Below are 26,772 nucleotides of genomic sequence, written 5' to 3' on the forward strand. Positions count from 1 at the left end.
TATCGTTATTATTTGCTAGTAACACGCTGTACGACTGAGTCTGGTAGTTTGATACCCAACTTATCCGCTGCGCTTTGGTTAATTACTAGATCAGAGCCTTTAGCGACTTTTACATCCAGTTTACCCGGTTCTTGTCCGTCAAGAATAGCAGCCACATAATCCGCAGTTTGCACACCAACTTGATAGTAATCGAAACCAAGGCCCACTATCGCTCCTTTCTCAACGTATGAAGTAGCACCGCCAAATACAGGAGTTTTAGCCTGATTTGCAGCGACGATCATGCCTTCAATGGCACTCGCGACCGTGTTATCCGTTGGCGCGTAAATGATATCGGATTTCGCGGCAATGGCTTGAGTTGCAGACTGAACATCCGCACTTTTTAACGCGGTCGCTTCAACAACCTCGATACCTTTTGCCTTTGCGCTTTCTTTTAGCAAATCAACCAAAGTAACCGCATTTGCTTCACCTGGGTTGTAAACAACACCAATACTTTTGACATTTGGCAGTACTTCTTTAATTAAATCAACATGCTGTGCCACTGGAGATAAATCAGATAAGCCCGTTACATTTTTACCCGGTTGCTCCATTGACGAGATGAGCTTCGCCCCGACAGGATCGGTAACCGCAGTAAATACTACGGGAATCGTTCTTGTCGCTGAGACCAAAGCCTGAGCGGAAGGCGTTGCGATACCGACTAGTACATCCGGGTTTTCACCGACAAATTGACGGGCAATTTGTACTGCGATGGCAGGATTACCTTGTGCAGTTTTATAGTCAAACTCGAGATTCTTTCCCTCTTCATAACCTTTTGCTTTTAGACCATCCAGCAAGCCCTGGCGAGTAGCATCCAGCGCTGGGTGTTCTACAATTTGCGATACAGCAACCGTCGCCGTTTTGGCAATGACTCCGGTTGAAGAGAGAAGAGCGGTGGCAGATAGAATTGCGGTGGCAAGTAAACGTTTCGATTTCATCATAACTCCTTGATGTGTCTTCGTCCTTGTGTGAGCATTCAACGTCGATGCTCACTCATGCAAAAGTGAGAACAAAATGTTGTTGTGCTTAATAGAGACTGTCATGCACCTCTTGTGCATCATATTGTTATTATTACTACTAAGTTACGGTAAAGAAAAGAAACATTTAACAGCAACACAACATTTGTGATCACGCAGGGGATGCAGGACAAGCAAAATTACACCAAAAATGCCAGAGATACACTCGATGATGAAGATTCTTGAGACTGAAAAGTCAGTAAGTAAAAGAAATACAAATTATGAACGACTTGAGTCTAGGTAAAGATGGAGCAAATGACGCCCACTCCATCTTTAAAACAGAGGAATAAAGAGAGAAATCAACGATTGGAACCAGCTAAAACCAACGCTCTAGAGACGATTTATCCAGTTGTCTAAAAGCGCGATTCAGTATCATCGCTAATTCTTTGTAGCGCGGTTTTGCTTTTACAGGTTCTAACGCAAACCCCGTTTCAACTATTTTTTGGTGTAGCTCTCGATACCACGTGGCAAGTGACGGTGGCAATTTGGTATTGGAGCGCGTACCTAACCACCAAATTCCTTGCAGAGGCAAACTTATCGCAAATAACGCGACAACAATGGACTGCGGCAATGCATCGTAGTTGTTAAACGCCATTTGAGTGAGCACACTTATCGCAGCAACGGCTGGCATCACTTTAATACCGAAACGAGTGGCTTTAATAATGCGCTGTTCAGGAAATACGGCACCCAGTTCTTTGCGAACCGGCCAGATCTCCATGTAGTTCTGCCCATCTTTCAGGCTATGGATTAATCCGACTTTATTACTCATTCGACTCTCTCACTAAAAAATAGTTGAACATTTCAACTGAAGGTGCAAAAAATTGATGAAAGTTAATATTAATTCAAATTTTTTTTGTTATCATACTTCATTATCGCTATCCTTTGCGGACCCCTAATCTCATTGTTGCTGTTATTTACAATTTAAGCAACATGAGATGTCTATCGGCATGGATTGCATCACAGTGGTGAGGGGCTCTCATCACTCTTTTTTAGATGGACTTTGAATATTTTTTGACCAAGATTAGTACGCAGCCTCTCTGGTATCGTCTATTCTTGTGATTGATTTTCATTCTTTTACTGATTTTTATCAGACGAATAACAGGTAGTCATACATGTCTAAGCTAGTTTTAGTTTTAAACTGCGGTAGTTCTTCACTTAAGTTCGCTATTGTCGATGCACAAAATGGCGACGAGTACCTTTCAGGTCTTGCTGAATGTCTACACCTTCCAGAAGCACGTATCAAGTGGAAACTTGACGGCAAGCACGAAGCTCAACTGGGTGAAGGCGCTGCGCACGATGAAGCTCTGACGTTCATCGTTGAAACTATTCTTGCTTCTAAGCCAGAACTGGCAGAGCAACTGAAAGCCATCGGTCACCGTGTTGTACACGGCGGTGAGCAATTTACACATTCAATGCTGGTTGATGAAGCAACCGTTAAAGGAATTGAAGAAGCCGCTATTTTTGCTCCTCTGCACAACCCAGCTCACGTGATCGGTATTCGTGCAGCACAAAAAGCATTCCCGGCGCTGCAAAACGTTGTAGTATTCGACACGGCATTCCATCAAACCATGCCACAAGAAGCGTACCTGTACGCTCTGCCATACAACCTTTACACTGAGCACGGTATCCGTCGCTACGGCGCACACGGTACATCTCATCGCTTCATCGCTCGTGAAACTGCTGAGCGTATGGGTAAACCAGCCAACGAACTGAACATCATCAACTGCCACCTGGGCAACGGTGCTTCAGTGTGTGCTATCAAAAACGGCGAATCTGTTGATATTTCAATGGGTCTGACTCCACTTGAAGGTCTGGTAATGGGCACTCGTTGTGGTGACTTGGACCCAGCAGTGATGTTCTTCCTGCACGACAAACTTGGCATGAGCGTAGAAGAGATCAATACCATGTTCACAAAACAATCGGGTCTGCTTGGCCTGACTGGTGTGACATCGGATTGTCGTTTTGTCGAAGACAACTACGGTGCAAAAGAAGAAGCAACTCGTGCGATGGACGTATTCTGTCACCGTTTGGCTAAATACGTAGCAGGTTACACTGCCACCATGGATGGCCGCCTAGACGCTATCGTATTTACCGGTGGTATCGGTGAAAACTCTGCCCCAATCCGTGAAATGGTTCTGAACCGCCTAGCTATCTTCGGTATTGAAGTAGACAGCGCAGCCAACCTGAAAGCACGTTTCGGTGGTGAAGGTGTGATCACGACTGAAAACAGCCGCATCCCAGCCATGGTTATCTCAACCAACGAAGAGCTGGTTATCGCGGAAGACACTGCTCGTCTGACAGGTATTTAATTGACTCACTGGCTAGCCACTCGGCTAGCCAGATTTTCATTCAAACGAATTTCTTAGGGGCTCAACCCCTATTCTTCCGAACTTCATGGAATAAGAGTTGAGCTTTTATCCCCCAAATAGCTAAAGGTACTCTACGAATGTCTCGTACTATTATGCTTATCCCTACTAGCGCAGGCGTTGGCCTAACAAGCGTTAGTATGGGTGTCCTTCGCGCAATGGAGCGCAAAGGCGTTAAAGTTTCCTTCTACAAACCTATCTGTCAGCCACGCAGTGGCGGTGATCAACCGGATCTAACGTCAACCATCGTTGGTCGTAATAGCGACATCATAACTGGCGAACCTATGCCAATGTCAGTTGCCGAGAGCCTAATCGGTAACGACAACATGGATGAGCTACTAGAAACCGTTGTTGAACGTTACAACCAAATCAATAAAGATTCAGAAGTAACACTGATCGAAGGTCTAGTGCCAACTCGCAAACACCCATTTGCGAACCAAGTGAACGCAGAGATCGCAGCAACACTTGGTGCTGAGATCGTGCTAGTAGCAACACCGGGTACTGACAACCCAGCGCAGCTTAAAGAACGCATCGAAGTGGCATGTTCAAACTTCGGTGGCACTAAGAATAAAAACATCTCTGGCGTTATCATCAACAAGCTAAATGCACCCGTTGATGAAGCAGGCCGCACTCGCCCTGACTTGTCTGAGATCTTTGACGATGCCGACAGCGCGAAGCAAAACGAAATGAAAGTGATGGAAATCTTCAACACTTCTCCAATTCGTGTACTAGGTTGTGTGCCATGGAGCATCGACCTGATTGCTACTCGTGCAATCGACATGGCAAAACACCTTAACGCTGATATCATCAACCAAGGTGACATTAACACGCGCCGTATTAAGAGCATCACATTCTGTGCGCGCTCTCTGCCAAACATGATTGAGCACTTCAAACCTGGATCTCTGCTTGTAACATCAGCAGACCGTCCGGATGTGATTGTTGCGGCAGCTCTTGCCGCGATGAACGGTGTTGATATTGGTGCGGTACTGCTGACTGGTGGCTACGATATCCCACGCGAAATCGAAGGCCTATGTAAGCCTGCATTTGAATCAGGTCTACCTATCTTCAAAGCACAAGGTAATACTTGGCAAACGTCTCTAAATCTACAGAGCTTTAGCATTGAAGTTCCTGCAGACGATAAAGAGCGTATCGAGTTCATCAACGAACACGTTGCGGGTCACATTGACGGTAACTGGATTGAGTCAATGACCGAAGGGACACAGAAGTCTCGTCGTCTAAGCCCACCAGCATTCCGTTACCAACTTACTGAACTCGCCCGTAAAGCAGGCAAGCGTATCATCCTTCCTGAAGGTGATGAGCCACGTACTGTAAAAGCAGCGTCAATCTGTGCTGAGCGCGGTATCGCAGAATGTGTACTGCTAGGTAACCCAGAAGAAATCAAACGCGTTGCAGCACAACAAGGCGTTGAGCTAGGTGCTGGCGTTAAAATCATCGAGCTGATGCGGTTCGTGAAAACTATGTTGCTCGTCTTGTTGAGCTACGTGGCGCGAAAGGCATGACTGAAGTGGTTGCACGTGAGAAACTCAAAGACTCCGTATTCCTAGGCACAATGATGCTTGAGAATGACGAAGTTGACGGTCTGGTTTCTGGTGCGGTTCACACGACAGCGAACACCATCGTTCCTCCATTCCAAATCATCAAGACGGCACCAAATGCGTCTATCGTATCGTCAGTATTCTTCATGCTTCTGCCTGATCAAGTACTGGTTTACGGTGACTGTGCAATCAACCCAGACCCAACCGCAGAGCAACTTGCTGAAATCGCGATTCAGTCTGCAGATTCTGCAGCAGCATTCGGTATCGAACCACGCGTAGCAATGATCTCTTACTCTACAGGTGAATCTGGTAAAGGTGCAGACGTTGATAAAGTGCGCGAAGCGACCAAACTGGCTCAAGAGAAACGTCCTGATCTTATCATCGATGGTCCTCTTCAGTACGACGCAGCAATCATGGAAAACGTAGCAGCTTCTAAAGCACCAAATTCTCCAGTTGCAGGTAAAGCGACCGTGTTCGTGTTCCCAGACCTAAACACAGGTAACACAACGTATAAAGCGGTACAACGTTCAGCAGACCTAGTATCTATTGGTCCAATGCTGCAAGGTATGCGTAAACCAGTCAACGACTTGTCTCGTGGTGCTCTAGTAGACGACATTGTTTACACCATCGCACTTACAGCGATTCAGGCAAGCCAAGAGGTGAAGTAATTCACCTAGAAAGCGTGTAGATAAGACAACCTTCAAAGCCCTCGAGTTATCGAGGGCTTTTTTCGTCCACTAATCATAAACCGCCAAGAACATTACTCCGCCAACGAAAACACAACCTATCATCACGGGCACGACTCTATGCCAAAGTGATTTATCGCCAATAGAAATCACCATCCCCATCTTAACCAGGGTATTAACAGAAGCAGCAATCAAAATACCAAGCGCTGCCGTTGTCAGGTTTAAACCGTTAGTACTTTGACGCCCTAGCGTCAGCGAGATCGCGTCGACATCAGTAATGCCTGACAACGCTGACAATAACAGTGTTCCGGCATCGCCAAACCAATCAGCAAGTGCGTGAGAGAGTAACATGATCACGGCAAGCACCAGCCCGAAGAACAATGCGGACTGTAGTGCTAATGGATTGGTTTGTTCGCTTTTTTGTGTCATCGGCTCCACCTCACAATGTCGCCAGATCCACCACGCAGGAAGATAAAGTGCCCCCATCATTGCTAACACGATAGGCCATAACATTTGAACAAGTGGTTGATTCAACAACGACATAATAAGCAGTAAACGTGGAAACATTGTGCCACAACTGAGTAAAATGCCACTGGCCAGCAGCGGGCTGATATTGGTTTGATGTCGAGAGAGTTGGGAAAATTGCAGCGTCAACGCTGTAGAGGAACTGAGCCCAGCAAACACCGACGTAAATAAAATACCTCGCTTTGCCCCACCAATTTTAATCGCAAAGTAACCGACGAATGAAATGCTAGCGATTAACACCACCATCCACCAGATTTCGTAGGGATTCAATGCGTTCCAAGGACCAAATGTTTGATTAGGCAATAATGGTAATAAAACAATGGATATAAGGAGCAACCTTAACGCGGCATCCAGTTCGTATTCCTGCAGTTTTTGCAACGCTTCATGTAGCTCTCTTTTATTATCCAATACCATTGCGGTAATGACTGCAGCCGACGCGGCGAGTATCGCCTCCCCCGCTACCGCCAGTGCCCCTAAAATAAACGTGACCAGCAAACTGACGAGCCCTGTAATGCTTATATCACCGCTGTTCTTTTGCTTCATGATGTAAGCAATGCACGCCAATATCACCAATGCAAGAAGCGCAAATCCGAGTATAAATGGAGAGAAACGCTGGGCAAGGATAGCCGATAGACCGCCAAACAAACCGACCAGAGAGTAGGTACGAATACCCGCAACACGGCTGCCTTCCACACTATTTCGTTTTACCCAACCGCGCTGAATGCCAACAATCGCCCCTAAAAGAAGCGCGATAAGCACCTTCCAGATAAGGTGTTCACCGATTGCAAACTCGTTGATATCCATGCCCCACCTCAGATAAAAGATTGGTTTGATATCATAAGTTTAAGTCATATAGCCGGATAAAGCGGGGAATGAGAGCAAAAAAAAGCGTCACATAACGTGACGCTTCAATTTGGATTTAACAGCATGCGGATTTAACAGCAGAAAATTATAAATGGTGTCTGCCATGATCAGACTCTAGATCCAGTTCAGGTCCTTTTGGCACCACTTGAGTTGGATTAATACCCGTATGACTGAAATAATAGTGACGCTTAATATGGTAGAAGTCGGTTGTCTCCGCCACACCATCAACTTGATACAGCTCTTTTAGGTAACCTTGAATATTTACATAGTCAGCGATGCGTTTTTTATTACATTTAAAGTGACCCACGTAGACCGCATCAAAACGCACTAACGTGGTGAATAAACGCCAATCCGCTTCGGTAATACGGTTGCCCGCGAGATAACGATGTGTCGCCAAGTGCGCATCAATTTTATCAAGAGCAGCAAACAATGAATCAAACGCTTCTTCATACGCATCCTGTGTGGTCGCGAACCCGCAGCGGTATACACCGTTATTTACATTTGGGTAGATATATTCATTCCATTCATCAATAAGCGACTGTAATGACTCTGGGTAATAGTCATCTTGATTCCCGGTTAAATCGTTGAACTCAGAATTGAACATACGGATAATTTCTGACGACTCATTCGATACAATCGTGTTCGTTTTTTTATCCCACAAGACGGGTACCGTCACGCGGCCAGAGTAATCTGGTTTCGCTTGAGTATAAATTTGGTACATACGAGTGTGGCCAAATAGCGGCTCAGGTAGACCCATTTGCCAGCCTTGGCTGAGCATATCCGGACATACTATCGTCACATCGATATGAGATTCCAACCCTTTAAGCTTACGAAAAATCAGCGTTCGATGAGCCCACGGACAAGCAAGAGAAACATAAAGGTGGTAGCGACCAGACTCTGGTTGAAACGTGGCGTTAGGCTCATTTTTGATCCAGTCACGAAAACCGGCATCCTCGCGCTCAAACTTGCCGCCACTGGATTTTGTGTCGTACCATACATCGTGCCAAACACCTTCGACCAATTTACCCATGTCTCGTCTCCTCGCTCTATATTTCTTTAATTAGGTATATCTTAGCAATTCTGAGCTCGCTTAAAATCCACCCACTTAGGACGTCTTGTTCTAAAAATTCGAACGGTTCAACGTCAAGGCATCAGATAAAAAAGCGCGACTCTTATAAAAAGAAGCCGCGCTTAAGCCCGTCACAGGCTGAATTTAATTAACCCGAATCAGGTTAGGCGATTCATATACTCACGTGCAGACACGACACTGCATGCACATCAGTACCTTGAATGGTTGGTTTAGTTTTCGCGCACTCATCGGTCGCCATCGGACAACGCGTTCTAAACACACAACCAGAAGGTGGGCTGATTGGCGATGGTAGGTCGCCTTCTAACATTTGAATCGTTTTCTTACGCTCTAATTCCGGATCAGGAATTGGCACTGCTGACATCAACGCTCGTGTATATGGATGCTTCGGTTCCGCAAACAACGCATCGGATTCACCAAGTTCTACCGCATTACCTAAGTACATCACCAAAACACGATCCGAGATGTGCTTTACTACCGACAAGTCGTGAGCGATAAAGACTAAGGAAAGGCCTAGTTCTTTTTGCAGCTCTTTGAGCAAGTTCACGACCTGAGCCTGAATGGATACATCCAAGGCCGATACTGGTTCGTCACAGATGATCATTTTTGGCTTAAGAATAAGCGCACGCGCAATGCCAATACGCTGACACTGTCCACCAGAGAACTCGTGTGGGTAGCGGTTGATGACATTCGGTAATAGTCCAACCTTCGCCATCATTTCTTTTACACGATCCTTCACTTCTTGCTTGGTTAGCTTCGGGTAAAAGGTTTCTAGCGGCTCAGCGATAATATCACCAACGGTCATTCGCGGGTTTAGAGAAGCAAGTGGATCTTGGAAAATCATCTGCATCTCTTTGCGCGTTTCGCGGCGCTGAACGTCTTTCATCTTGGTTAGATCTTGCCCTAACCAAACCACCTCGCCATCTGTAGCCTCTACTAGGCCGATAATGGCGCGAGCAAACGTAGATTTACCACAACCTGATTCGCCCACTACACCTAAGGTCTCACCTTCATAGAGTCGCACATTAACACCGTCGACGGCTTTAAGGCTCGCTGGTTTAGACCATGGCCACGCTGATTTTGAAGCGATGCTGAAATGAACCTTCAGATCCGTGATGTCTAAAATTAGCTTTTTATCGATTGCATTCATTTCTTCCATGCCTCCCAATCAGAAAAACACGCACGCTGACGACCGTTACCAAACGGCGTCAGTACAGGCGCTTCTTGCTTACAACGGTCCATCACTCGGTGGCAGCGCTCTTGATAAGGGCAGCCTGGTGGCAGATGCAACAAGTTAGGTGGATTGCCAGGAATGGTTGGTAGAATTTCACCCTCTGTATCAAGACGAGGGATGGCTTTTAGCAAGCCTTCAGCATACGGATGACTCGGATTGTAGAAGATCTCATTAACCGTGCCGTACTCCATAGTACGACCCGCGTACATAACCAATACTTTGTCACAAGAACCAGCAACAACGCCTAAGTCGTGAGTGATCATAATGATTGCCGTATTGAACTCCGACTTGAGTTCATTCAGTAGATCCATGATCTGAGCTTGTACCGTCACGTCCAATGCCGTTGTTGGTTCATCGGCAATTAGTAACTTTGGACGGCACAGAAGTGCCATAGCGATCATCACACGTTGACGCATACCACCGGAAAACTCGTGTGGATACATCGTAATACGCTTGCGAGCTTCTGGGATTTTTACCGCTTCAAGCATGCGAACAGACTCTTCAAACGCTTCGGATTTTCCCATGCCTTTATGCAGCATTAAGACTTCCATTAGTTGATCACTGACTTTCATATATGGGTTCAGTGACGTCATTGGGTCTTGGAAAATCATCGCAATTTGTTCTGCGCGAACTTTGTTTAATTCTTTTTCCGGTAGGTTTAAAATTTCTCTGCCTTCGAACTTCGCACTGCCAGAAATAATACCGTTCTTCGCCAATAGGCCCATGATAGAGAAGACGGTCTGAGATTTACCCGAACCGGACTCACCAACGATACCCAAGGTTTCCCCTTGATTTAGCGAAAAGTTTAAGTCGTTTACTGCGGTCACAATACCATCTTGGGTAGTAAACTCGACGCGCAGATCTTTGACATCTAATAAAGCCATCTATACTTCCTCAATTCTTATCTGTCTTTTGGATCCAGTGCGTCACGTAGACCGTCACCAACATAGTTAAAGCAGAACAATGTCACCACCATGAATGCAGCTGGGAAGCCTAGCTGCCAGATTGCGATTTCCATTGTGTTTGCCCCTTCTTGCAACAACGCTCCCCAACTTGTCATAGGCTCTTGAACACCTAGACCAAGGAACGATAAGAACGACTCGGTAAGAATCATGCTTGGAATCAATAACGTCGAGTAAACGGCAACAATACCCAAAACGTTAGGTATGATATGTCGAGTGATAATTTTCCAATTACTCACACCACATACATGTGCGGCTTCAATAAACTCTTTGCTCCGTAAACTGAGCGTTTGACCACGCACAATACGCGCCATGTCGAGCCAGGCAATGGCACCGATAGCAACGAATATCAACACGATATTACGCCCAAAGAACGTCACCAAGACAATCACAAGGAACATAAATGGCACAGCATAAAGTATTTCAAGGATACGCATCATGATACGGTCAACGCGACCACCAATAAAGCCAGATGCAGCACCATATAGCGTACCGATAAGTACCGCTACAAACGCCCCCATGACACCAACCATGAGTGAAATACGACCACCAATTAAAGTACGCACATAAATATCACGTCCCAGGCTATCGGTACCAAACCAATGCTCAGCATTCGGCGCGACATGCATCGCGTACCAATCAGTATCGTCATAGGTGAAAGGCGCAATCATAGGCAAAAAGATAACCGCGAGTGTCATCAATATCAGAATGACCAGACTCACCATCGCGGCTTTGTTTCGCATAAAGCGAATTCGAGCGTCCTGCCATAAGCTACGACCCTCAATTTCTAGATTTTCAGAAAACTTTTCAATCGCTTCTAAATTTTCTTTTTTCGTCAACATAGTCACACTTCCTTAGTAACGAATTTTCGGGTCAATCGCTGCCAACAGAATATCTACCACTGCGTTGAACAGGATGAATAGGAAACCAATTAAAATGGTGACCCCCATTACCAATGAATAGTCGCGGTTGAACGCGGCATTGACGAACAACTTACCAATACCTGGCAAGCCAAAGATCGTTTCAATCACCACCGAACCGGTGATGATGCCGACAAATGCTGGCCCCATGTACGATACAACAGGAAGCAAAGCAGGTTTTAATGCATGTTTGAAGACGATATAACGGTAACTCAGGCCTTTCGCACGAGCGGTACGAATGAAGTTACTGTTGAGTGTTTCAATCATTGAGCCGCGAGTAATACGCGCAAACGTTGCCACATACAAAAGAGACATACCCAAGACTGGTAACGCCATGTATTTAAAGGAACCATCCAGCCAGCCTCCGGCAGGGAACCAACCTAAATTGATGGAAAAGAGATAAATCAATACCGGAGCCAACACGAACGATGGCATGACAACCCCAATCATAGCGGTGGCCATGATCGAGTAATCAAGCCAGGTATTTTGCCGCAATGCAGCGATGGTCCCGACGCCGACTCCCATGATGACAGTAAAGATGAATGCGGCAAAACCAACTTTTGCAGATACAGGCAACGCGGCAAAAATCAGCTCATTTACCGAGTAATCTAGGTATTTGAATGATGGACCAAAGTCACCTTGAATCACGTTGGTCAAATAGGTGGTGTACTGCTCAAATACGGGTTTATCCAAACCGTACTTCGCTTCGATATTCGCCATAACTTCTGGCGGAAGTGCGCGTTCGCTTGAAAACGGGTTACCCGGTGCAAAGCGCATGAGAAAGAACGATACTGTAATCAAAACCAACATAGTCGGAATTGCTTCTAGTACGCGTCTGATAATGAATTTAAACATAAACTCACGCTTCCAGTCTGTGACAATTTAAAAACAGAAAAGACTGCATGTACCGTCGCTAACTTGGGGTACATGCAGTGTTTAGACAATTATAGTTATTTGATTATTCAGCTTTTATGTATAAGTCTTTTGAATAAATCTTTTCTTCCGGGTTGTTAGACGGGAAGCCACCCACCTTTGGTGATAGTAGGCGTGTTTTCACGTATTGATAGATTGGTGCAATTGGCATGTCTTTCGCCATCAACGCTTCCGCGTCGGCGTAAAGTTTTTGACGCTCTTCTTCAGAGGTTGAAGTCAGCGCTTTTTCCATGATTGCATCGTACTCTTTATTACCCCAGTGCTGACCGCCAGTTGTATTGTTGCTGGTCATTAGCGTTAGGAATGAAGACGCTTCGTTGTAGTCGCCACACCAACCAGCACGAGCCACTTCGAAGTCACCTTGGTCTTTCGAGGATAGGTACGTTTTCCACTCTTGGTTTTCTAGAGTAACGTCTAGACCCAGTGTTTTCTTCCACATTGAGCCGATTGCGACCGCAACTTTTTTGTGGTTCTCAGAAGTGTTGTAAAGAAGAGAGAATTTAAGCGGGTTGTCTTTACCGTAACCAGCTTCCGCAAGGAGACGCGCCGCTTCTGCGTTACGCTCTTTCTGAGTCATTTTGCCGTACTCAGGCATAACCGGATGGAAACCAGCGGTAATTTCAGGCGTCAAGAAGTATGCAGGCTTCTGACCCTGACCCATGATTGCATTACTGACGATATCACGGTCAATCGCGTAAGAGATCGCTTTACGAACGCGAACATCGTCAAATGGCTTTTTCTTGGTATTAAATGAGTAGTAGTAAGAACACAAGTTACCTACGACAGATACTGACTCTGGATGCTCTTTCTGTAGACGACGGAAATGTTCGACCGGCACTTCGTAGCTGATATCGATTTCGCCCGCTAAGAATCGGTTCATCTCTGCCACTTGGTTTTCGATTGGTAAGAAGGTCACTTTGTTAAGAACAGTGTGCTCGTTATCCCAGTACTGTTCATTACGCTTCAATACCAAACGCTCGTTTACCACCCATTTATCAACAACGTAAGCGCCATTACCGACAAAGTGTTCAGGCTTCGTCCATTGATCGCCCCACTTCTCGACTGTCGCTTTGTGAACAGGCTTGGTTGTAGTGTGGCCCATCATCATCACGAAGTATGGTACTGGAGAGTCCAGTTCAACCACAAGTGTATTTGCGTCAACGGCTTTAACACCTAACTCGCTTTTATCCTTTTTCCCAGCGACGATGTCAGCAGCATTTTTCATCTGCGTCATTTCCATGTACCAAGAATATGGAGAAGCAGTCGCAGGATCGACAGCACGCTGCCAGCTGTAAACAAAGTCTTCTGCTGTTACTGGGTCGCCGTTAGACCATTTCGCGTCTTTGCGAAGATGGAAAGTGAAGGTTTTATTATCAGGCGTTTCCCAGCTTTCAGCGACACCAGGAATAGTGTTGCCGTCTGCATCTTGGTTTACCAAGCCTTCTAAAAGATCACGAATAACGTGTGACTCAGGTACCCCTTGAGATTTGTGTGGGTCGATTGTGGCAACTTCTGTACCGTTACCACGAACAATCTCTTGAACATCTGCTAATTTGGTGCCAGCGGGAACGTGTGCGGCAAAAGAAGCTGTAGAGGCGACAGCAAGACCAGCACCAAGAAGTAGTGCTGTGGTGATTTTGTTTTTATACATGCGTAAAACTCCAAGTTTTTTAGTTTGCATCCATGACATCTTCGCAAGAGGCTTAAAAGCACAGTGTATTAGAACGTTTTAGTTCACTTTTTAGGTGTAAAAACCCTAAAACCTTACAAAGACAAGGGGTCACATTATCAATCATTGAATTAATTTGCCATAAAAAACGCAATAATTCTGCAACAAACCTACATAACCAGTAATAATCTCTAATTTAAAAGCGATAGGCAGAAAATCTGGGACAAGAATCCCCCTCAGACAGTCAAAACTTTCAATTAATCTAGAAACAATCGATTACATAGTATGTTGTGCTAATTGTTACGCCATTAACAATACTTACCACAATGAAATAATCATTTGAAGAAATTTAATAACTAGGAAACATTTTGTTGTGAAGAGGGTCACCACACGCAAAAATGAGACAATTGTAAAAGGCACATTTGGCAGGTTGTACTTGCGTTCATTCGGAGGAAGTGGATCGATAATAAAAAAGCTAAGTGGTTTGCACTTAGCTTTATTGAATCAAGGCATAGGAAACGGGTCTATTTTTGCCAACGTTTGGCAGCTTGGTGATCGGTATCACGCGCATCAACCCAACGGCTTTCGTTCGTTGTACGCTCTTTTTTCCAAAAGGGGGCCTTGGTTTTTAGATAGTCCATAATGAACTCGCAAGCTTCGAATGATGCCCCGCGGTGAGCACTTGACACACCAACGAAGACGATTTGCTCGCCACTATCTAAATCTCCTACTCGGTGAATCACTCGAACCCCCAGCAGCGGCCAGCGAGATTCTGCTTGATCGCAGATATCACTAAGACTTTTCTCGGTCATGCCTGGGTAATGTTCTAAGTGCAACCCCACAACGTTATCACCCAAATTCATATCGCGAACTTTACCGATAAACGTGACAACCGCACCAGCAGACGTGCCTTTAGATAAGTTTTGGTACTCTTGATCAACTGAAAAATCATCAACCTGAACGGAAACTCGAGGATCCACATTAACCTCCTGTTACAGGAGGGAAAAAGGCCACTTCATCCCCCACCTTGACTTGAGTATCTAACGGTACAATAGACTGGTTGACCGCTACGAGCAGTTTACCTGGCTCAAGTGCAAGGTCCCATTTTCCGCTATCGCCCTCACCCATTTCGACTAAATGCGCCCGAATCGCTTCCACCGTCTCGAAATGACCGTCTAACTCGACACTGTCAACGCCCACTAATTCTCGGGTTTGTGCGAAGAAAATAACTTTAATCATTGATTCACCTTAAAGTGTCCTGATTTACCACCGGTCTTCTCCAGAAGGCGAACTTGCCCAATTACCATGTCTTTTTGCACAGCCTTGCACATATCATATATTGTCAACGCAGCCACTGAAGCAGCCGTTAATGCTTCCATCTCCACCCCTGTTTTGCCTGCAAGCTTACACACCGATTCAATACGAACCATATTTTCGGCTTCAATGGCTTCCAGTTGGACTTCAACTTTTGAGAGCAATAACGGGTGGCATAGCGGGATCAGGTCCCAAGTTTTCTTTGCAGCTTGAATGCCTGCAATGCGCGCGGTCGCAAAGACATCCCCTTTATGATGTGAGCCGGAAACGATCAGTTGCAGCGTTTCTTGAGCCATGTGAACAAATGCTTCAGCGCGTGCTTCACGGACTGTTTCAGTTTTTGCCGAAACATCCACCATGTTAGCTTCACCGGATGCATTAATGTGGGTAAATTGGGTCATGATGCTTCCTTCACTCTTAGGAAAGATTATACGGACAAGTGTGGCATGAAGTTACATGGACGATGACTCGCATCCAACTGTTGCTGAATGATCTTCGTCCAACCAGTACGGCATGCACCTGTCGAGCCCGGCATCGCAAAAATGGCAGTATGATTGGCAAACCCAGCAATAGCGCGAGACTGGATAGTAGACGTGCCGATTTCTTCGTAAGATACCATACGGAAAAGCTCACCAAAGCCTTCTACTTCTTTGTCAAAAAGCGGCTTTAATGCCTCAGGTGTACTGTCACGGGAAGTAAAACCAGTGCCTCCAGTAATCAATACCGCCTGAACTTTTTCATCAGCTATCCACTGAGATACAATTGCTCGGATCTTATACATATCATCAATCACAATTTGCTTGTCTACGACATTGTGACCGGCTTCTTGAGCGTGCTCGACAAGATAACGACCTGATGTGTCATTTTCTTCAGTACGAGTGTCAGATACCGTTAAAACGGCAATATTTGCAGGTTGAAATTTGCTTTCAGCGTGACCCATTTGTCCACCTATTCTTAAATTCACGTTGATACACGGGGGTATCAATTCTGGAAAAGTACTAAGCCGCTTGCATTAGCGACTTACAAAAATTGGATTGCATACTCTAACGTCCTCAAGATCAAATTGACTCAAACTCAAACAAAGTCAAGGAGTTAAAATCCGCTTAGTATATCAGCCGCCGATAGAGGCAAGATGAGGCGTCATGCCTGGATTACCATCATGCAGAAAATGACTGACAGATTTGGTCTGCAGTTGCGCTTGAATGCGTTCAATCAGTTCGCTTTCTTGCTCGTCCTTTTGCAGTAAATCTCGTAATTCCACACCATGTTCACCAAACAGACAAAGATGCAGTTTACCTACTGCGGACACACGAAGCCGGTTACAGCTTTCACAGAAGTCTTTTTCGTACGGCATGATCAGACCAATTTCACCCTTGTAATCTGGATGCATGAAGACTTGGGCTGGGCCATCATTTTGGGAGCGAACTTTGAGCAACCAGCCATTGGCGATCAATTGATTGCGTATAGCAACACCGGAGACATGATGACGCTCAAACAAGCCGTCCATCTCACCAGTCTGCATCAACTCAATGAAACGCAGTTGAATTGGGCGATCTTTAATCCAATTGAGAAACGCAGGTAGCTCTTGATGATTGAGATCTTTCATCAATACCACGTTGACTTTGACTTGCTCGTAACCCACTTCAAACGCACGCTCGATCCCATTCATAACGTCAGTGAACTTATTTTCACCAGTAATTTGATGGAACATACGAGGATCAAGACTATCGACGCTGACATTAATGTGCGTTAAACCAGCGTCACGCCAGTCAGCGACTTGTTTTGCCATGCGATAGCCGTTAGTCGTCGTTGCGACTTTCTTAATACCAGGCGTGTTGGCGACAGTATGAATAATATCAGTAAAATCTTTGCGTAAGCTTGGCTCACCACCGGTAATACGAACTTTCGACGTACCACAATCAGCAAAAGCCTTCACCACCCGTGTTATCTCGGGTAGCGTTAAAAAAGACGAGTTTTTCTTGCCCGAGGGTTGGTACCCATCAGGAAGACAGTAAGTACATTTGAAATTACAAACATCTGTCACTGACAGACGCAAGTAATAGAACTTGCGATGAAATTTATCTTCGAATTGTTGCGCCACGGAACACCTTTCCAAACACGGGAGGCATAATCATTTCCAATCATGCCCTTGTGGTAATCGACCACTGGCTCAACCTGCATATCCTGAGACTTAGCACATTGAGCTCGGAGCTATGGCAACCAAAAGAATTTAATTGGACCTTTGGCAGCGTTTAAGCGAATAAAATACTGAATATTTTGTCTCGAATCTAGACTTAAGTAACAAAAAATTCTTCTAACACACAATTTACCTCCAACTGAGTATCACTCTTGCGAGGCTTAAGCTAAATTGTAGACGTTTTTGATCGATTATTAGAAGAACACAATGAATATCAACAAAGATAAAAAAGTGGTCGCGGTTGGCGGTGGGCACGGTTTAGGCCGGATGCTAGCCGCACTGAGAGATTTTGGAGGCAATGCAACTGGCATTGTTGCTACAACGGACAACGGCGGTTCAACAGGTCGAATTCGCATTTGTCAGGGTGGTATAGCTTGGGGCGATACACGCAACTGCATCAATCAGCTAATTACTGAACCTTCGATCAGTACCATGATGTTCGAATATCGCTTTAAAGGCACTGGTGAGCTCGACGGTCATAATCTAGGAAACTTAATGCTTACCGCCCTAGATAACTTGTCCGTTCGTCCTTTAGATGCGATCAACTTAATCAGAAACATGTTGAAAGTCGATGTGAACATTCTGCCGATGTCAGAGCATCCATCCGATCTCTCTGCACTGTCTGTCGATGGTAAGTGGGTGACTGGAGAAACCAACGTTGATGAAATGGAGACAGATCTAAAACGTTTAGACCTGTTGCCACAAGTCCCAGCGACAAAGGAAGCTGTCACTGCTTTAGCTGAAGCAGATGCCATTGTGCTTGGCCCAGGTAGCTTTCTGACCAGTATTATGCCACCACTGTTACTGCCAGAATTAGGCCAAGCTATTGCAGACAATCAACATGCAAAAGTGATTTTTGTTGCTAATCTTAGTCCAGAATATGGTCCAGCAGGTCGTATGACGATGGCACAAAAGTTGGAATGGTGTGAGCGTGCATGCCAAGGAAGAAAGATCGATGTAGTTCTTGCTGAACAAGCAGAACAAGACGTGCTAGATAACTGGAATGTCGTCACTGAATCCTTAGCATCCGATAATAGAGACTGGCGTCATAACCGTAACAAACTGAAGTTAGCCATAGAGAAACAACTCGCCACCTCTAAATAACCGAACGCAACCTTTATACGTATACAGCAGACGTTTAATTAAATAGAACAGAGCAACATTATCCAATCGCCGCGAGGCTCAGCATACATTGCCCCTAGCGAGACCAATTAGCCCCAGGCGCGATAGGTCTTTTGGGTCAACTTTAATAGTTCGAGCATCTCTACAATGTGCGGCGAGTTTTCACTCAAGTCATCAGTTTTGGCCTTGATATCGATAGCAATCGCGAGGTTGCACAAACGATCGGCGCCAAAGCTCGCTGCACTACTTTTCAGAGCGTGGCTGATTTCTTTCAAATAACCCAGTTGCTCTGCGCCTTGATAGCTCGACAGGTTTTTAATGTAAGTGTCCATTTCACTTAAAAAAATATCAAGCAGTACAGGCACATTTTCGCTGCCGATCTCTTTCGACAGCGAATCGATTTTTTGTTGATTTAATAAGCTCATGTTCACGCCTTTTCCTTAAGGTCTTTATCATTCCAAGCTTGGAGTTTTCGGTAAATCGTAGACGGGCTAACATCAAGGTATCCAGCCGCTCGTGGAATATTACCGTCACACGCCTCTATTGCTTGTTCAATCGCGACTTTTTCCGACATCCACAATGGCATAATATCGCTTGTCGACAATCCTTTTGAGTCTGCGACGTGATGTGCCGATGGGGTGGCTTTTGGCCGATTCAAAGGTGGCGGCAGCATATCCAAAGTAATTTCTTTACCGCTATTTAAAACCACAATATTACGCAACACATTCTGTAACTGTCGAACGTTACCCGGCCATTCGTAATTGTTAAACTTATCGATCACATCTCGAGAAAAACGAACAAAACCTTTGCCCTCTTCGTGTGACATATAACCTAACAGTGAATAGGCGATCTCGATGACGTCTTCACCACGTTCTCTGAGTGGAGGTAAGTGCAACGGGATAACGTATAAGCGATAGTATAAATCTTCACGGAAGCGACCTTCTTGAACTTCTTTCCAAGGGTCCCGGTTTGTCGCACATACAAAGCGTACATCGACGCTCTTCATCTTGGAAGAACCGACCTTCTGAAATGTCCCCGTCTGAATAAACCGCAGTAACTTAGTTTGCAGATCTAAGTCCATTTCACACAGCTCATCTAGGAATAATGTCCCTCCATCAGCGAGCTCTGCTGCACCTTGACGATCATTTGCTGCGCCGGTAAATGCCCCTTTAACATGACCAAACAATTCGCTCTCTATCAAGTCTTTAGGGATTGCAGCACAGTTAATGGCGATAAACGGCTTATCCCCACGTTTGCTTGCTGCGTGTATGGCTTCTGCACACACTTCTTTACCTGTACCACTCTCTCCGGTAATGAAGATACTGGCTTTACTGCTCGCGGCGGAGTCTATCGTGCGATACACCTGCTGCATGGTTTGGCTACTACCAATGAAGCCTTGATAATTTTGATTACCAGGATTATCAGCTTCATTCTTCAATTTACTCGCTTTACGAATCGCATTATTGACCGTAACGCGAAGTCGATCGGCTTCGCAAGGCTTGATAAGAAAATCCTGAGATCCGTGACGCATGGCTTCTACCGCGGTATCTATTGAACCGTGAGCCGTCATGAAAATAATGGGAACATCAGGATGACTATTTTTTACCGAGTGCAAAACATCCATACCTGTCATGTCTGGCAAACGCAGATCAAGCAGGATAAGATCAGGAATTCGATGCTTGAGGCTTTCAATCGCATCTCTACCCGTCCCCACAATGTTGATGTCAATCCCTAATGGAGTCAGGTAAGATCGGTATAACGCCGCAACAGATGCGGTGTCCTCTACCATCAATAGATAACGAGACTTTTGACCTTCTGTATTTTGTTGCATAACCTAGCTAATATTTTATTGTATTTTTAACAATGGTCGCATTTCGCATCGCATTTTGCAATTCCATTGACATGTGTGTTTCACCGAACACATAGGATTCAACAATATTATCGATTGTGAAAATGTATCCGGTTTGACGCTTGTCAATAATACTACGGTTGCCGTATACGAATTGCCTGAATTAATCCGCCAACAGAAAGGCGATTGTCAATGACTAGCTGTTGGTAATAACTAGCTATTGGCAATAAACTGAGCGCGTAATTTCTCAATTTCATCACGCTTTTGCGCCGCCAGCTCAAACTCTAGATCTTGAGCATGCTGATACATCGCCGCCTCTAACCGACTGATCTCTTTTTCCAATTGCTGTGGCGACATCACTTCATATACTTGTGACGGCTCAGCAACCTTCGACAAAGGTACCTGCTTGTTGTTCCGTTGACGTTTAGACTTGGTAATATCACCAAGTTCCATAATGTCTTTAATATTGCGCTTAAGAGCTTGTGGTTCAATCCCCATCTCTTCATTGTATGCTTTTTGCTTTTCACGACGACGAGTCGTTTCGTCAATGGCTTTTTTCATCGACTTAGTGATCGAGTCCCCGTATAGAATCGCCTTGCCTTCGATGTTACGGGCCGCTCGGCCAATGGTCTGAATCAAAGAGCGCTCTGAACGCAAAAAGCCTTCTTTATCCGCGTCTAAAATTGCCACCAGCGACACTTCTGGCATATCCAAGCCTTCTCGCAATAAGTTGATACCAACGAGCACATCAAACTCTCCCAAACGCAGGTCACGAATAATCTCAACCCGTTCTACCGTATCAATATCTGAATGAAGATAACGAACCCGCACATCATGCTCATGTAGGTACTCAGTCAGATCCTCTGCCATACGTTTGGTTAACGTTGTCACCAATACGCGTTCATCTTTCACCGCTCGAATTCGGATTTCGGACAATAGATCATCGACCTGAGTCGCAACAGGGCGAACCTCTAATTCTGGATCCAACAAACCTGTTGGCCGTACTACCTGATCGGCCACTTCTCCAGCTGATTTTTCAAGTTCATAATTGCCCGGAGTCGCTGAAACGAAGATGGTTTGCGGGGCGAGAGATTCGAACTCTTCAAACTTAAGCGGACGATTGTCCAGTGCCGAAGGCAAGCGGAAGCCAAATTCTACTAAGGTTTCTTTGCGCGAGCGGTCACCTTTATACATTGCACCAATCTGCGGAACCGTTACGTGTGACTCGTCAATTATGAGTAAACCGTCATGGGGTAAATAATCGAACAAAGTTGGTGGCGGCTCGCCCTCTGAGCGACCACTGAGATAACGTGAATAGTTTTCAATGCCAGAACAAAAGCCTAGCTCGTTCATCATTTCTATATCAAATTGAGTACGCTGACTGATACGCTGCTCTTCTAGCAATTTATTGTTATCCAGCAACTGCTTTTTGCGCACTTCTAGCTCGATTTTGATGCTCTCGATGGCATCAAGAATTCGTTCTCTGGGCGTCACATAGTGCGTCTTGGGGTAAATAGTATAACGAGGCAAGTCACGTTGTTTTACCACGCCAGTCAGTGGATCAAACACACTAATGCAGTCGACTTCATCGTCAAACATTTCGACCCGAACGGCATCTTGATCAGACTCGGCAGGGAAGATATCGATAACTTCACCACGGACTCGGAATTGACCACGCTCGAACGCGACATCGTTGCGTGAATATTGTAGCTCAGCCAAGCGGCGCAGCATGTCTCGCTGATCAATCACATTACCTCGGCGTAGATGGAGCATCATTTGTAAATACGACTCAGGGTCCCCCAAGCCATATATTGCAGACACTGACGCCACGATGATGGCATCTTTACGCTCTAGCAATGCTTTCGTCGCCGATAAACGCATTTGCTCAATGTGCGAGTTTACCGACGCATCTTTTTCGATGAACGTATCGGTTGTGGGTACGTAGGCTTCAGGCTGATAATAATCATAGTAAGAAACAAAGTATTCTACGGCATTGTTTGGAAAGAATGATTTCATTTCACCATAAAGCTGAGCAGCCAATGTTTTGTTGGGTGCAAGCAATATTGCTGGTCTTTGAGCTTGCGCGATCACATTGGCTAACGTAAAGGTCTTACCCGAGCCCGTTACCCCCAGCAAGGTTTGATGCGCGAGCCCAGAGTCGATTCCTTCTAACAGCTGTTTAATCGCACTTGGTTGATCACCTGATGGCTGATAGTCAGAAACCAGTTCATACACTTTACTCATACCCTTCCTCAACTTTACTTCATCGTTTGATTGTACATAGGATACCTATACACACCGCATTATAAAGAATTTACGCTTACTAATTTATAAGCTTTGCGAACTTCGGTATAGCCTTATTTAGTACTCTTTGATATAGTATTTCGCCCTAGCAAGCTGTCTTGCGTAAAAGTTCAAAATCTTCTTCCACAACTTTTCCCCAAAATGTTGCGCAACTCGCGCTTATCCCCAAAAGTACATTTTTCATCCACTTTGAATAACTTCTCCACTTTAAAGCTAAATACCTGTTTTATGTAAATTTTTAATCAACATTCATGACTAAAAATTCCAATCAACGCCACCATGTTGCATATGAAAAAGTTTTACTCAGAACTCATCAACATACTTATCCACAATTTTAGTGGATAAGTAACTCCAGCCCTTAAGCGGCAAGCACTACAAAAAAGTAAAGCCCCTAAAGAAAGTTTTTTTAATAAAAATGTGTTTTTTTACTGTTGACACGCTTTGGGGTGATCGGTAAGATTTGCCCCGCTTTTAAGCAAAGTAATTCCTCCTTAGCTCAGTTGGTAGAGCGACGGACTGTTAATCCGCAGGTCGCTGGTTCGAGCCCAGCAGGAGGAGCCAGATTTAAGAAAAAGCCCAGTTGCAAAACTGGGCTTTTTTCGTTTTCAATCGCAACAAGTTTCTACCGAACTGATGTATCGAAGTGAGTAACCCGAACCGAGTGCGGTATAGGGGAACCAACTGTAAAATGTTTTGCGTAACAAAACACAGCGTTTATTGGATAATCCCCCCGCTCTTTCTCGCAACAAAACGGTCACCAACTCATTCATTTTGATATCAATACGCCGAAATAACTCACATCTGTGTATGTTTTTCCACCATGAATATAAAACCACACCGTTCACTGGTTGTTATTGCCGTCACAAAACACGATAATATTGAGATCGGATTTTAAGAACGTAATAACTATGACCGAATATGTTTTGTTGTTAGTCGGCACCGTGCTGGTGAACAACTTTGTACTGGTGAAGTTTTTGGGGCTCTGTCCTTTTATGGGCGTATCCAAAAAACTCGAAACGGCGATTGGTATGGGCTTAGCGACCACATTCGTGCTAACGCTCGCGTCTGTGTGTGCATACTTAGTAGAGACCTACATTCTGCGACCACTTGGCATTGAATACTTGAGAACCATGAGTTTTATCTTGGTGATCGCGGTTGTGGTGCAGTTCACAGAGATGGTTGTACACAAAACCAGCCCCACCCTTTATCGCTTGCTTGGCATATTCTTGCCATTGATCACAACCAACTGTGCAGTGTTGGGTGTGGCTCTTCTTAACATTAATGAAAATCATAACTTTATTGAATCGATCATTTACGGCTTCGGAGCAGCGGTTGGATTTTCGCTGGTATTAATTTTGTTTGCCTCCATGCGTGAAAGGATTGCCGCGGCAGATGTTCCTATTCCATTTAAAGGCGCATCCATTGCGATGATTACCGCTGGTTTAATGTCACTCGCCTTTATGGGTTTTACTGGCTTGGTGAAGTAACTAATGAGTACGATTCTAATTGCAATCATCGCGCTTGCCGCTCTTGCCGCAATTTTCGGTGCAATACTCGGTTTTGCGTCCATCCGCTTTAAAGTCGAAGCGGACCCTATTGTCGATCAAATCGATGCAATTTTGCCTCAAACTCAATGTGGGCAATGTGGTTATCCAGGTTGTCGCCCCTATGCGCAAGCTATTGCCAACGGTGACAATATTAATAAGTGTCCTCCAGGCGGTCAGGCAACCATTGAGAAATTAGCGGACTTAATGGGCGTTGAACCGGAAGAGTCGGCCCACGACCTGGAGAGCAAAGTACCGACGGTGGCGTTTATTCACGAAGACATGTGTATTGGTTGTACAAAATGCATTCAAGCTTGTCCTGTAGATGCCATCGTGGGTGGTACAAAAGCCGTTCATACCGTGATCAAAGACGAATGTACGGGCTGTGACTTATGCGTCGCTCCATGCCCGACAGACTGTATTGAAATGATACCTGTGGCAACCACCACAGAAAGCTGGAAATGGCAGCTTCAAACCATCCCAGTGTTAAACATTACGGATGCTGCTGAAAAACAAGCAGATAACGTGAAAGATTCAGTTGAGTAAGGTTGCATATGGTATCTTTAATTGAACAAATTCGTACTGGTTCGCTGTGGGACTTTCCGGGTGGCGTGCATCCGGTAGAAAATAAAAAACAATCAAACCAAGAGCCACTTGTTCACGCTTCGCTTCCATCAGAAATCGTTTTACCGCTTAAGCAACACATAGGTAAAGCGGGTAACTTATTGGTCTCGGTGGGTGATACGGTATTAAAAGGCCAAGCACTCACGCAATCAGAAACGGGATTTACTGTGCCCGTTCATGCACCGACTTCAGGGAACGTTTCCGCGATAGAACCGAGAACGGTCGCTCACCCATCAGGGTTGAGTGAGTTGTGTATTGTGATCATACCGGATGGACATGACACTTGGTGCGAAAAACACCCAATCCCCAACTATGTTGAACACTCACCTGATTCGCTAATTGATATCATTCGTCTTGCAGGTATTTCTGGCATGGGCGGCGCTGGTTTCCCGACCGCAAAAAAAATTCAATCAGGCATTGCGCGAACCGAGATTTTAATCGTCAACGCAGCCGAGTGTGAACCTTACATCACCTCCGATGACAAACTCATGCAAGAGCATGCAGACGAGATTATTCAAGGTATTGAGGTCGTTGAGCATATCCTCAAGCCTAAACTGACGATCATCGGGATTGAAGACAATAAACCGCAAGCCATCAAAGCGCTCGAAAATGCAGCGTTGAATAAAGATATTGTTATTCGTGTTATCCCAACGAAATACCCATCAGGCGGTGAAAAACAGCTGATAAAAATTCTGACCAATAAAGAGGTCCCGGTCGGCTTGATCCCGGCGGACATCGGTATTTTGGTGCAAAATGTGGGTTCTCTGTACGCCATTAAGCGCGCCATCATTGACGGTGAACCGATGATAGAACGCGTGGTTACGCTAACAGGTAAAACCTTCAAGAAACCACGCAACGTGTGGGCCTTGCTTGGCACCCCAATTCAATCGTTACTGGATGAATTCGGCTACAAAGCGGATAAAAAGTTGCCGCGACTCATTTTGGGCGGCCCGATGATGGGTTTCACGCTCCCCCACTCTCAGGTCCCGATCACCAAAACAGCGAACTGCATACTCGCACCCACTCGCCGGGAAATATCCGCTCACCAATATGAGATGGAGTGCATTCGATGTGGTCAATGTGCCGAAGTATGCCCAGCGTCATTACTTCCTCAGCAGCTTCAATGGTATGCAAAGTCTGAAGAATACGAGAAACTTGAAGAACTTAATCTCAAAGACTGTATTGAATGTGGCGCTTGTGCCTTTGTCTGCCCAAGTGAAATCCCACTGGTTCAATACTATCGCCAAGCCAAGGCGGAAATCCGAACACGAGCCCAAGAAGCAGAAGCGGCGGAACGTGCCAAGTTGCGTTTTGAAGAGAAGAAAGCGCGCTTAGAGCGAGAAAAAGCCGCGCGTGAAAATCGATTCAAAAAAGCAGCGGATGAACGTCGTAAAGAGATGAAGTCCTCTGGTGGAGAAGACGCCATTGCAGCTGCAATTGCTCGTGTTAAGGCGCAAAAAGCAGACTCCGCAGAGAAAGCGGAACCTACCGTTAAACCAGCGGTAGCCGCGGCCATTGCAAAAGCAAAAGCGAAACAAGCTGCGGCGGCAAAATCAGGTTCAGCGGAACCTGACAATAGTGAAATGATGAAATTACGCGAAGAGCGTAAACGTCTTGCTCGCGAACGCAAAGCTGAAAAAGAACAACAAAGCAACGACACCTCCAGCGATAAATCTGAAGACAAAAAATCCGCGGTTGCTGCAGCGGTTGCCCGTGCAAAAGCACGTAAAGCGCAGCAGCAAACAACGGACGAGCAAGCGCCCAATGAACATACAGCAGATGTCACACCTGTAGAGCAAACGGGTGATCCCAAGAAAGCCGCTGTTGCCGCTGCCATTGCTCGGGCGAAAGCGCGTAAAGCGCAGCAGTCGACTCAGGAACACACATCCTCTGAGACAACAAGTGTTGAAACAGATGAAAGTGCACCAGATAAGCAAAACGACGATCCGAAAAAGGCCGCCGTCGCT

At 45.4% G+C, this 26,772-nt stretch carries 22 protein-coding genes, 1 tRNA gene, 1 pseudogene and 1 riboswitch; of the genes and pseudogenes, 7 read left to right on the top strand and 17 right to left on the bottom strand.

Translation table 11 applies throughout. The features are described 5' to 3' along the window. Positions 1–8 precede the first annotated feature (8 nt). Positions 9–971 (bottom strand): ABC transporter substrate-binding protein, encoded by a 963-nt coding sequence (locus SU60_RS16120; protein WP_041156424.1) that lies wholly within the window; start codon positions 969–971, stop codon positions 9–11. Between the two features lie 394 nt (positions 972–1,365). Beyond that, positions 1,366–1,818 carry a terminus macrodomain insulation protein YfbV gene (gene yfbV / locus SU60_RS16125; protein ID WP_041156425.1) on the bottom strand — a complete coding sequence of 151 codons (453 nt, stop codon included), beginning with the start codon at positions 1,816–1,818 and terminating at the stop codon, positions 1,366–1,368. Between the two features lie 343 nt (positions 1,819–2,161). Here yfbV and SU60_RS16130 point away from each other — a divergent pair, with 343 nt between their 5' ends. Together SU60_RS16130 and pta are read left to right on the top strand one after the other, a co-directional pair. Beyond that, on the top strand, positions 2,162–3,358 hold the full coding sequence (locus tag SU60_RS16130; protein WP_041156426.1) for an acetate kinase: 1,197 nt from the start codon (positions 2,162–2,164) through the stop codon (positions 3,356–3,358). 137 nt (positions 3,359–3,495) lie between these two features. Continuing rightward, positions 3,496–5,639: pseudogene (gene pta / locus SU60_RS16135) on the top strand (phosphate acetyltransferase). 69 nt (positions 5,640–5,708) lie between these two features. Here pta and SU60_RS16140 read toward each other — a convergent pair. From SU60_RS16140 to moaA, 12 genes are all read right to left on the bottom strand, one after another. After that, on the bottom strand, positions 5,709–6,986 hold the full coding sequence (locus SU60_RS16140; protein ID WP_041156427.1) for an MgtC/SapB family protein: 1,278 nt from the start codon (positions 6,984–6,986) through the stop codon (positions 5,709–5,711). Positions 6,987–7,131: 145 nt separating this feature from the next. Next, the gene (locus SU60_RS16145) at positions 7,132–8,076 is read right to left on the bottom strand and encodes a glutathione S-transferase family protein (protein WP_041156428.1); all 945 of its coding nucleotides are present in this window, start codon (positions 8,074–8,076) and stop codon (positions 7,132–7,134) included. A gap of 211 nt (positions 8,077–8,287) precedes the next feature. Continuing rightward, positions 8,288–9,292: a murein tripeptide/oligopeptide ABC transporter ATP binding protein OppF gene (gene oppF / locus SU60_RS16150; protein WP_415679362.1), complete on the bottom strand. Its 1,005-nt coding sequence runs from the start codon at positions 9,290–9,292 to the stop codon at positions 8,288–8,290. Further along, positions 9,280–10,251 (bottom strand): ABC transporter ATP-binding protein, encoded by a 972-nt coding sequence (gene oppD, locus SU60_RS16155; RefSeq protein WP_041156429.1) that lies wholly within the window; start codon positions 10,249–10,251, stop codon positions 9,280–9,282. Before oppD ends, oppF begins: the two co-directional genes overlap by 13 nt. A gap of 17 nt (positions 10,252–10,268) precedes the next feature. Then, positions 10,269–11,171, bottom strand: a complete 903-nt coding sequence (oppC, locus tag SU60_RS16160; protein ID WP_041156430.1) for an oligopeptide ABC transporter permease OppC — start codon at positions 11,169–11,171, stop codon at positions 10,269–10,271. Positions 11,172–11,183: 12 nt separating this feature from the next. Beyond that, positions 11,184–12,104: an oligopeptide ABC transporter permease OppB gene (gene oppB, locus SU60_RS16165; protein WP_041156431.1), complete on the bottom strand. Its 921-nt coding sequence runs from the start codon at positions 12,102–12,104 to the stop codon at positions 11,184–11,186. Between the two features lie 103 nt (positions 12,105–12,207). After that, positions 12,208–13,833 carry an ABC transporter substrate-binding protein gene (locus tag SU60_RS16170; RefSeq protein ID WP_041156432.1) on the bottom strand — a complete coding sequence of 542 codons (1,626 nt, stop codon included), beginning with the start codon at positions 13,831–13,833 and terminating at the stop codon, positions 12,208–12,210. 542 nt (positions 13,834–14,375) lie between these two features. Further along, positions 14,376–14,831, bottom strand: coding sequence for a molybdopterin synthase catalytic subunit MoaE (gene moaE / locus SU60_RS16175; protein WP_041156433.1), 456 nt, complete (start codon positions 14,829–14,831; stop codon positions 14,376–14,378). 1 nt (position 14,832) lies between these two features. Continuing rightward, complete coding sequence (gene moaD / locus SU60_RS16180) at positions 14,833–15,090, bottom strand: molybdopterin synthase sulfur carrier subunit (RefSeq protein WP_041156434.1); 258 nt, start codon at positions 15,088–15,090, stop codon at positions 14,833–14,835. Further along, positions 15,087–15,566, bottom strand: coding sequence for a cyclic pyranopterin monophosphate synthase MoaC (gene moaC / locus SU60_RS16185; RefSeq protein WP_041156435.1), 480 nt, complete (start codon positions 15,564–15,566; stop codon positions 15,087–15,089). Before moaC ends, moaD begins: the two co-directional genes overlap by 4 nt. A 26-nt stretch (positions 15,567–15,592) precedes the next feature. Further along, positions 15,593–16,105, bottom strand: a complete 513-nt coding sequence (moaB, locus tag SU60_RS16190) for a molybdenum cofactor biosynthesis protein B (protein WP_041156436.1) — start codon at positions 16,103–16,105, stop codon at positions 15,593–15,595. 171 nt (positions 16,106–16,276) lie between these two features. Then, positions 16,277–17,266, bottom strand: a complete 990-nt coding sequence (moaA, locus tag SU60_RS16195) for a GTP 3',8-cyclase MoaA (RefSeq protein ID WP_041156437.1) — start codon at positions 17,264–17,266, stop codon at positions 16,277–16,279. Next, positions 17,255–17,388: riboswitch (molybdenum cofactor riboswitch) on the bottom strand. (Overlaps the previous gene by 12 nt.) A 181-nt stretch (positions 17,389–17,569) precedes the next feature. Between moaA and SU60_RS16200 the strand changes: the two genes are divergently transcribed. Continuing rightward, positions 17,570–18,466 carry a YvcK family protein gene (locus SU60_RS16200; RefSeq protein WP_041156438.1) on the top strand — a complete coding sequence of 299 codons (897 nt, stop codon included), beginning with the start codon at positions 17,570–17,572 and terminating at the stop codon, positions 18,464–18,466. A 107-nt stretch (positions 18,467–18,573) separates the two neighbouring features. Here the strand turns inward: SU60_RS16200 and luxU are convergent, their stop codons facing one another. The 3 genes from luxU to uvrB form a co-directional block, all read right to left on the bottom strand. Then, the gene (luxU, locus tag SU60_RS16205; protein ID WP_084735928.1) at positions 18,574–18,915 is read right to left on the bottom strand and encodes a quorum-sensing phosphorelay protein LuxU; all 342 of its coding nucleotides are present in this window, start codon (positions 18,913–18,915) and stop codon (positions 18,574–18,576) included. Further along, positions 18,912–20,315, bottom strand: a complete 1,404-nt coding sequence (gene luxO / locus SU60_RS16210; protein ID WP_041156440.1) for a quorum-sensing sigma-54 dependent transcriptional regulator LuxO — start codon at positions 20,313–20,315, stop codon at positions 18,912–18,914. Before luxO ends, luxU begins: the two co-directional genes overlap by 4 nt. 231 nt (positions 20,316–20,546) lie before the next feature. Continuing rightward, on the bottom strand, positions 20,547–22,577 hold the full coding sequence (gene uvrB / locus SU60_RS16215; RefSeq protein ID WP_041156441.1) for an excinuclease ABC subunit UvrB: 2,031 nt from the start codon (positions 22,575–22,577) through the stop codon (positions 20,547–20,549). A 545-nt stretch (positions 22,578–23,122) separates the two neighbouring features. On the opposite strand from uvrB, the gene SU60_RS16220 reads away from it, so the two are divergent. From SU60_RS16220 to rsxC, 4 genes are all read left to right on the top strand, one after another. Beyond that, positions 23,123–23,198, top strand: a tRNA-Asn gene (locus SU60_RS16220). Between the two features lie 347 nt (positions 23,199–23,545). After that, positions 23,546–24,124 carry an electron transport complex subunit RsxA gene (gene rsxA / locus SU60_RS16225; protein WP_041156442.1) on the top strand — a complete coding sequence of 193 codons (579 nt, stop codon included), beginning with the start codon at positions 23,546–23,548 and terminating at the stop codon, positions 24,122–24,124. A gap of 3 nt (positions 24,125–24,127) precedes the next feature. Continuing rightward, entirely contained in the window at positions 24,128–24,727 is a 600-nt protein-coding gene (gene rsxB / locus SU60_RS16230; protein ID WP_041156443.1) for an electron transport complex subunit RsxB, read from the top strand. Positions 24,728–24,735: 8 nt separating this feature from the next. Then, positions 24,736–26,772 (top strand): electron transport complex subunit RsxC (gene rsxC / locus SU60_RS16235; RefSeq protein ID WP_041156444.1); only part of this gene is annotated, 2,037 nt, incomplete at its 3' end.

Source organism: Vibrio mytili (assembly GCF_000830505.1).
GTDB lineage: Bacteria > Pseudomonadota > Gammaproteobacteria > Enterobacterales > Vibrionaceae > Vibrio > Vibrio mytili.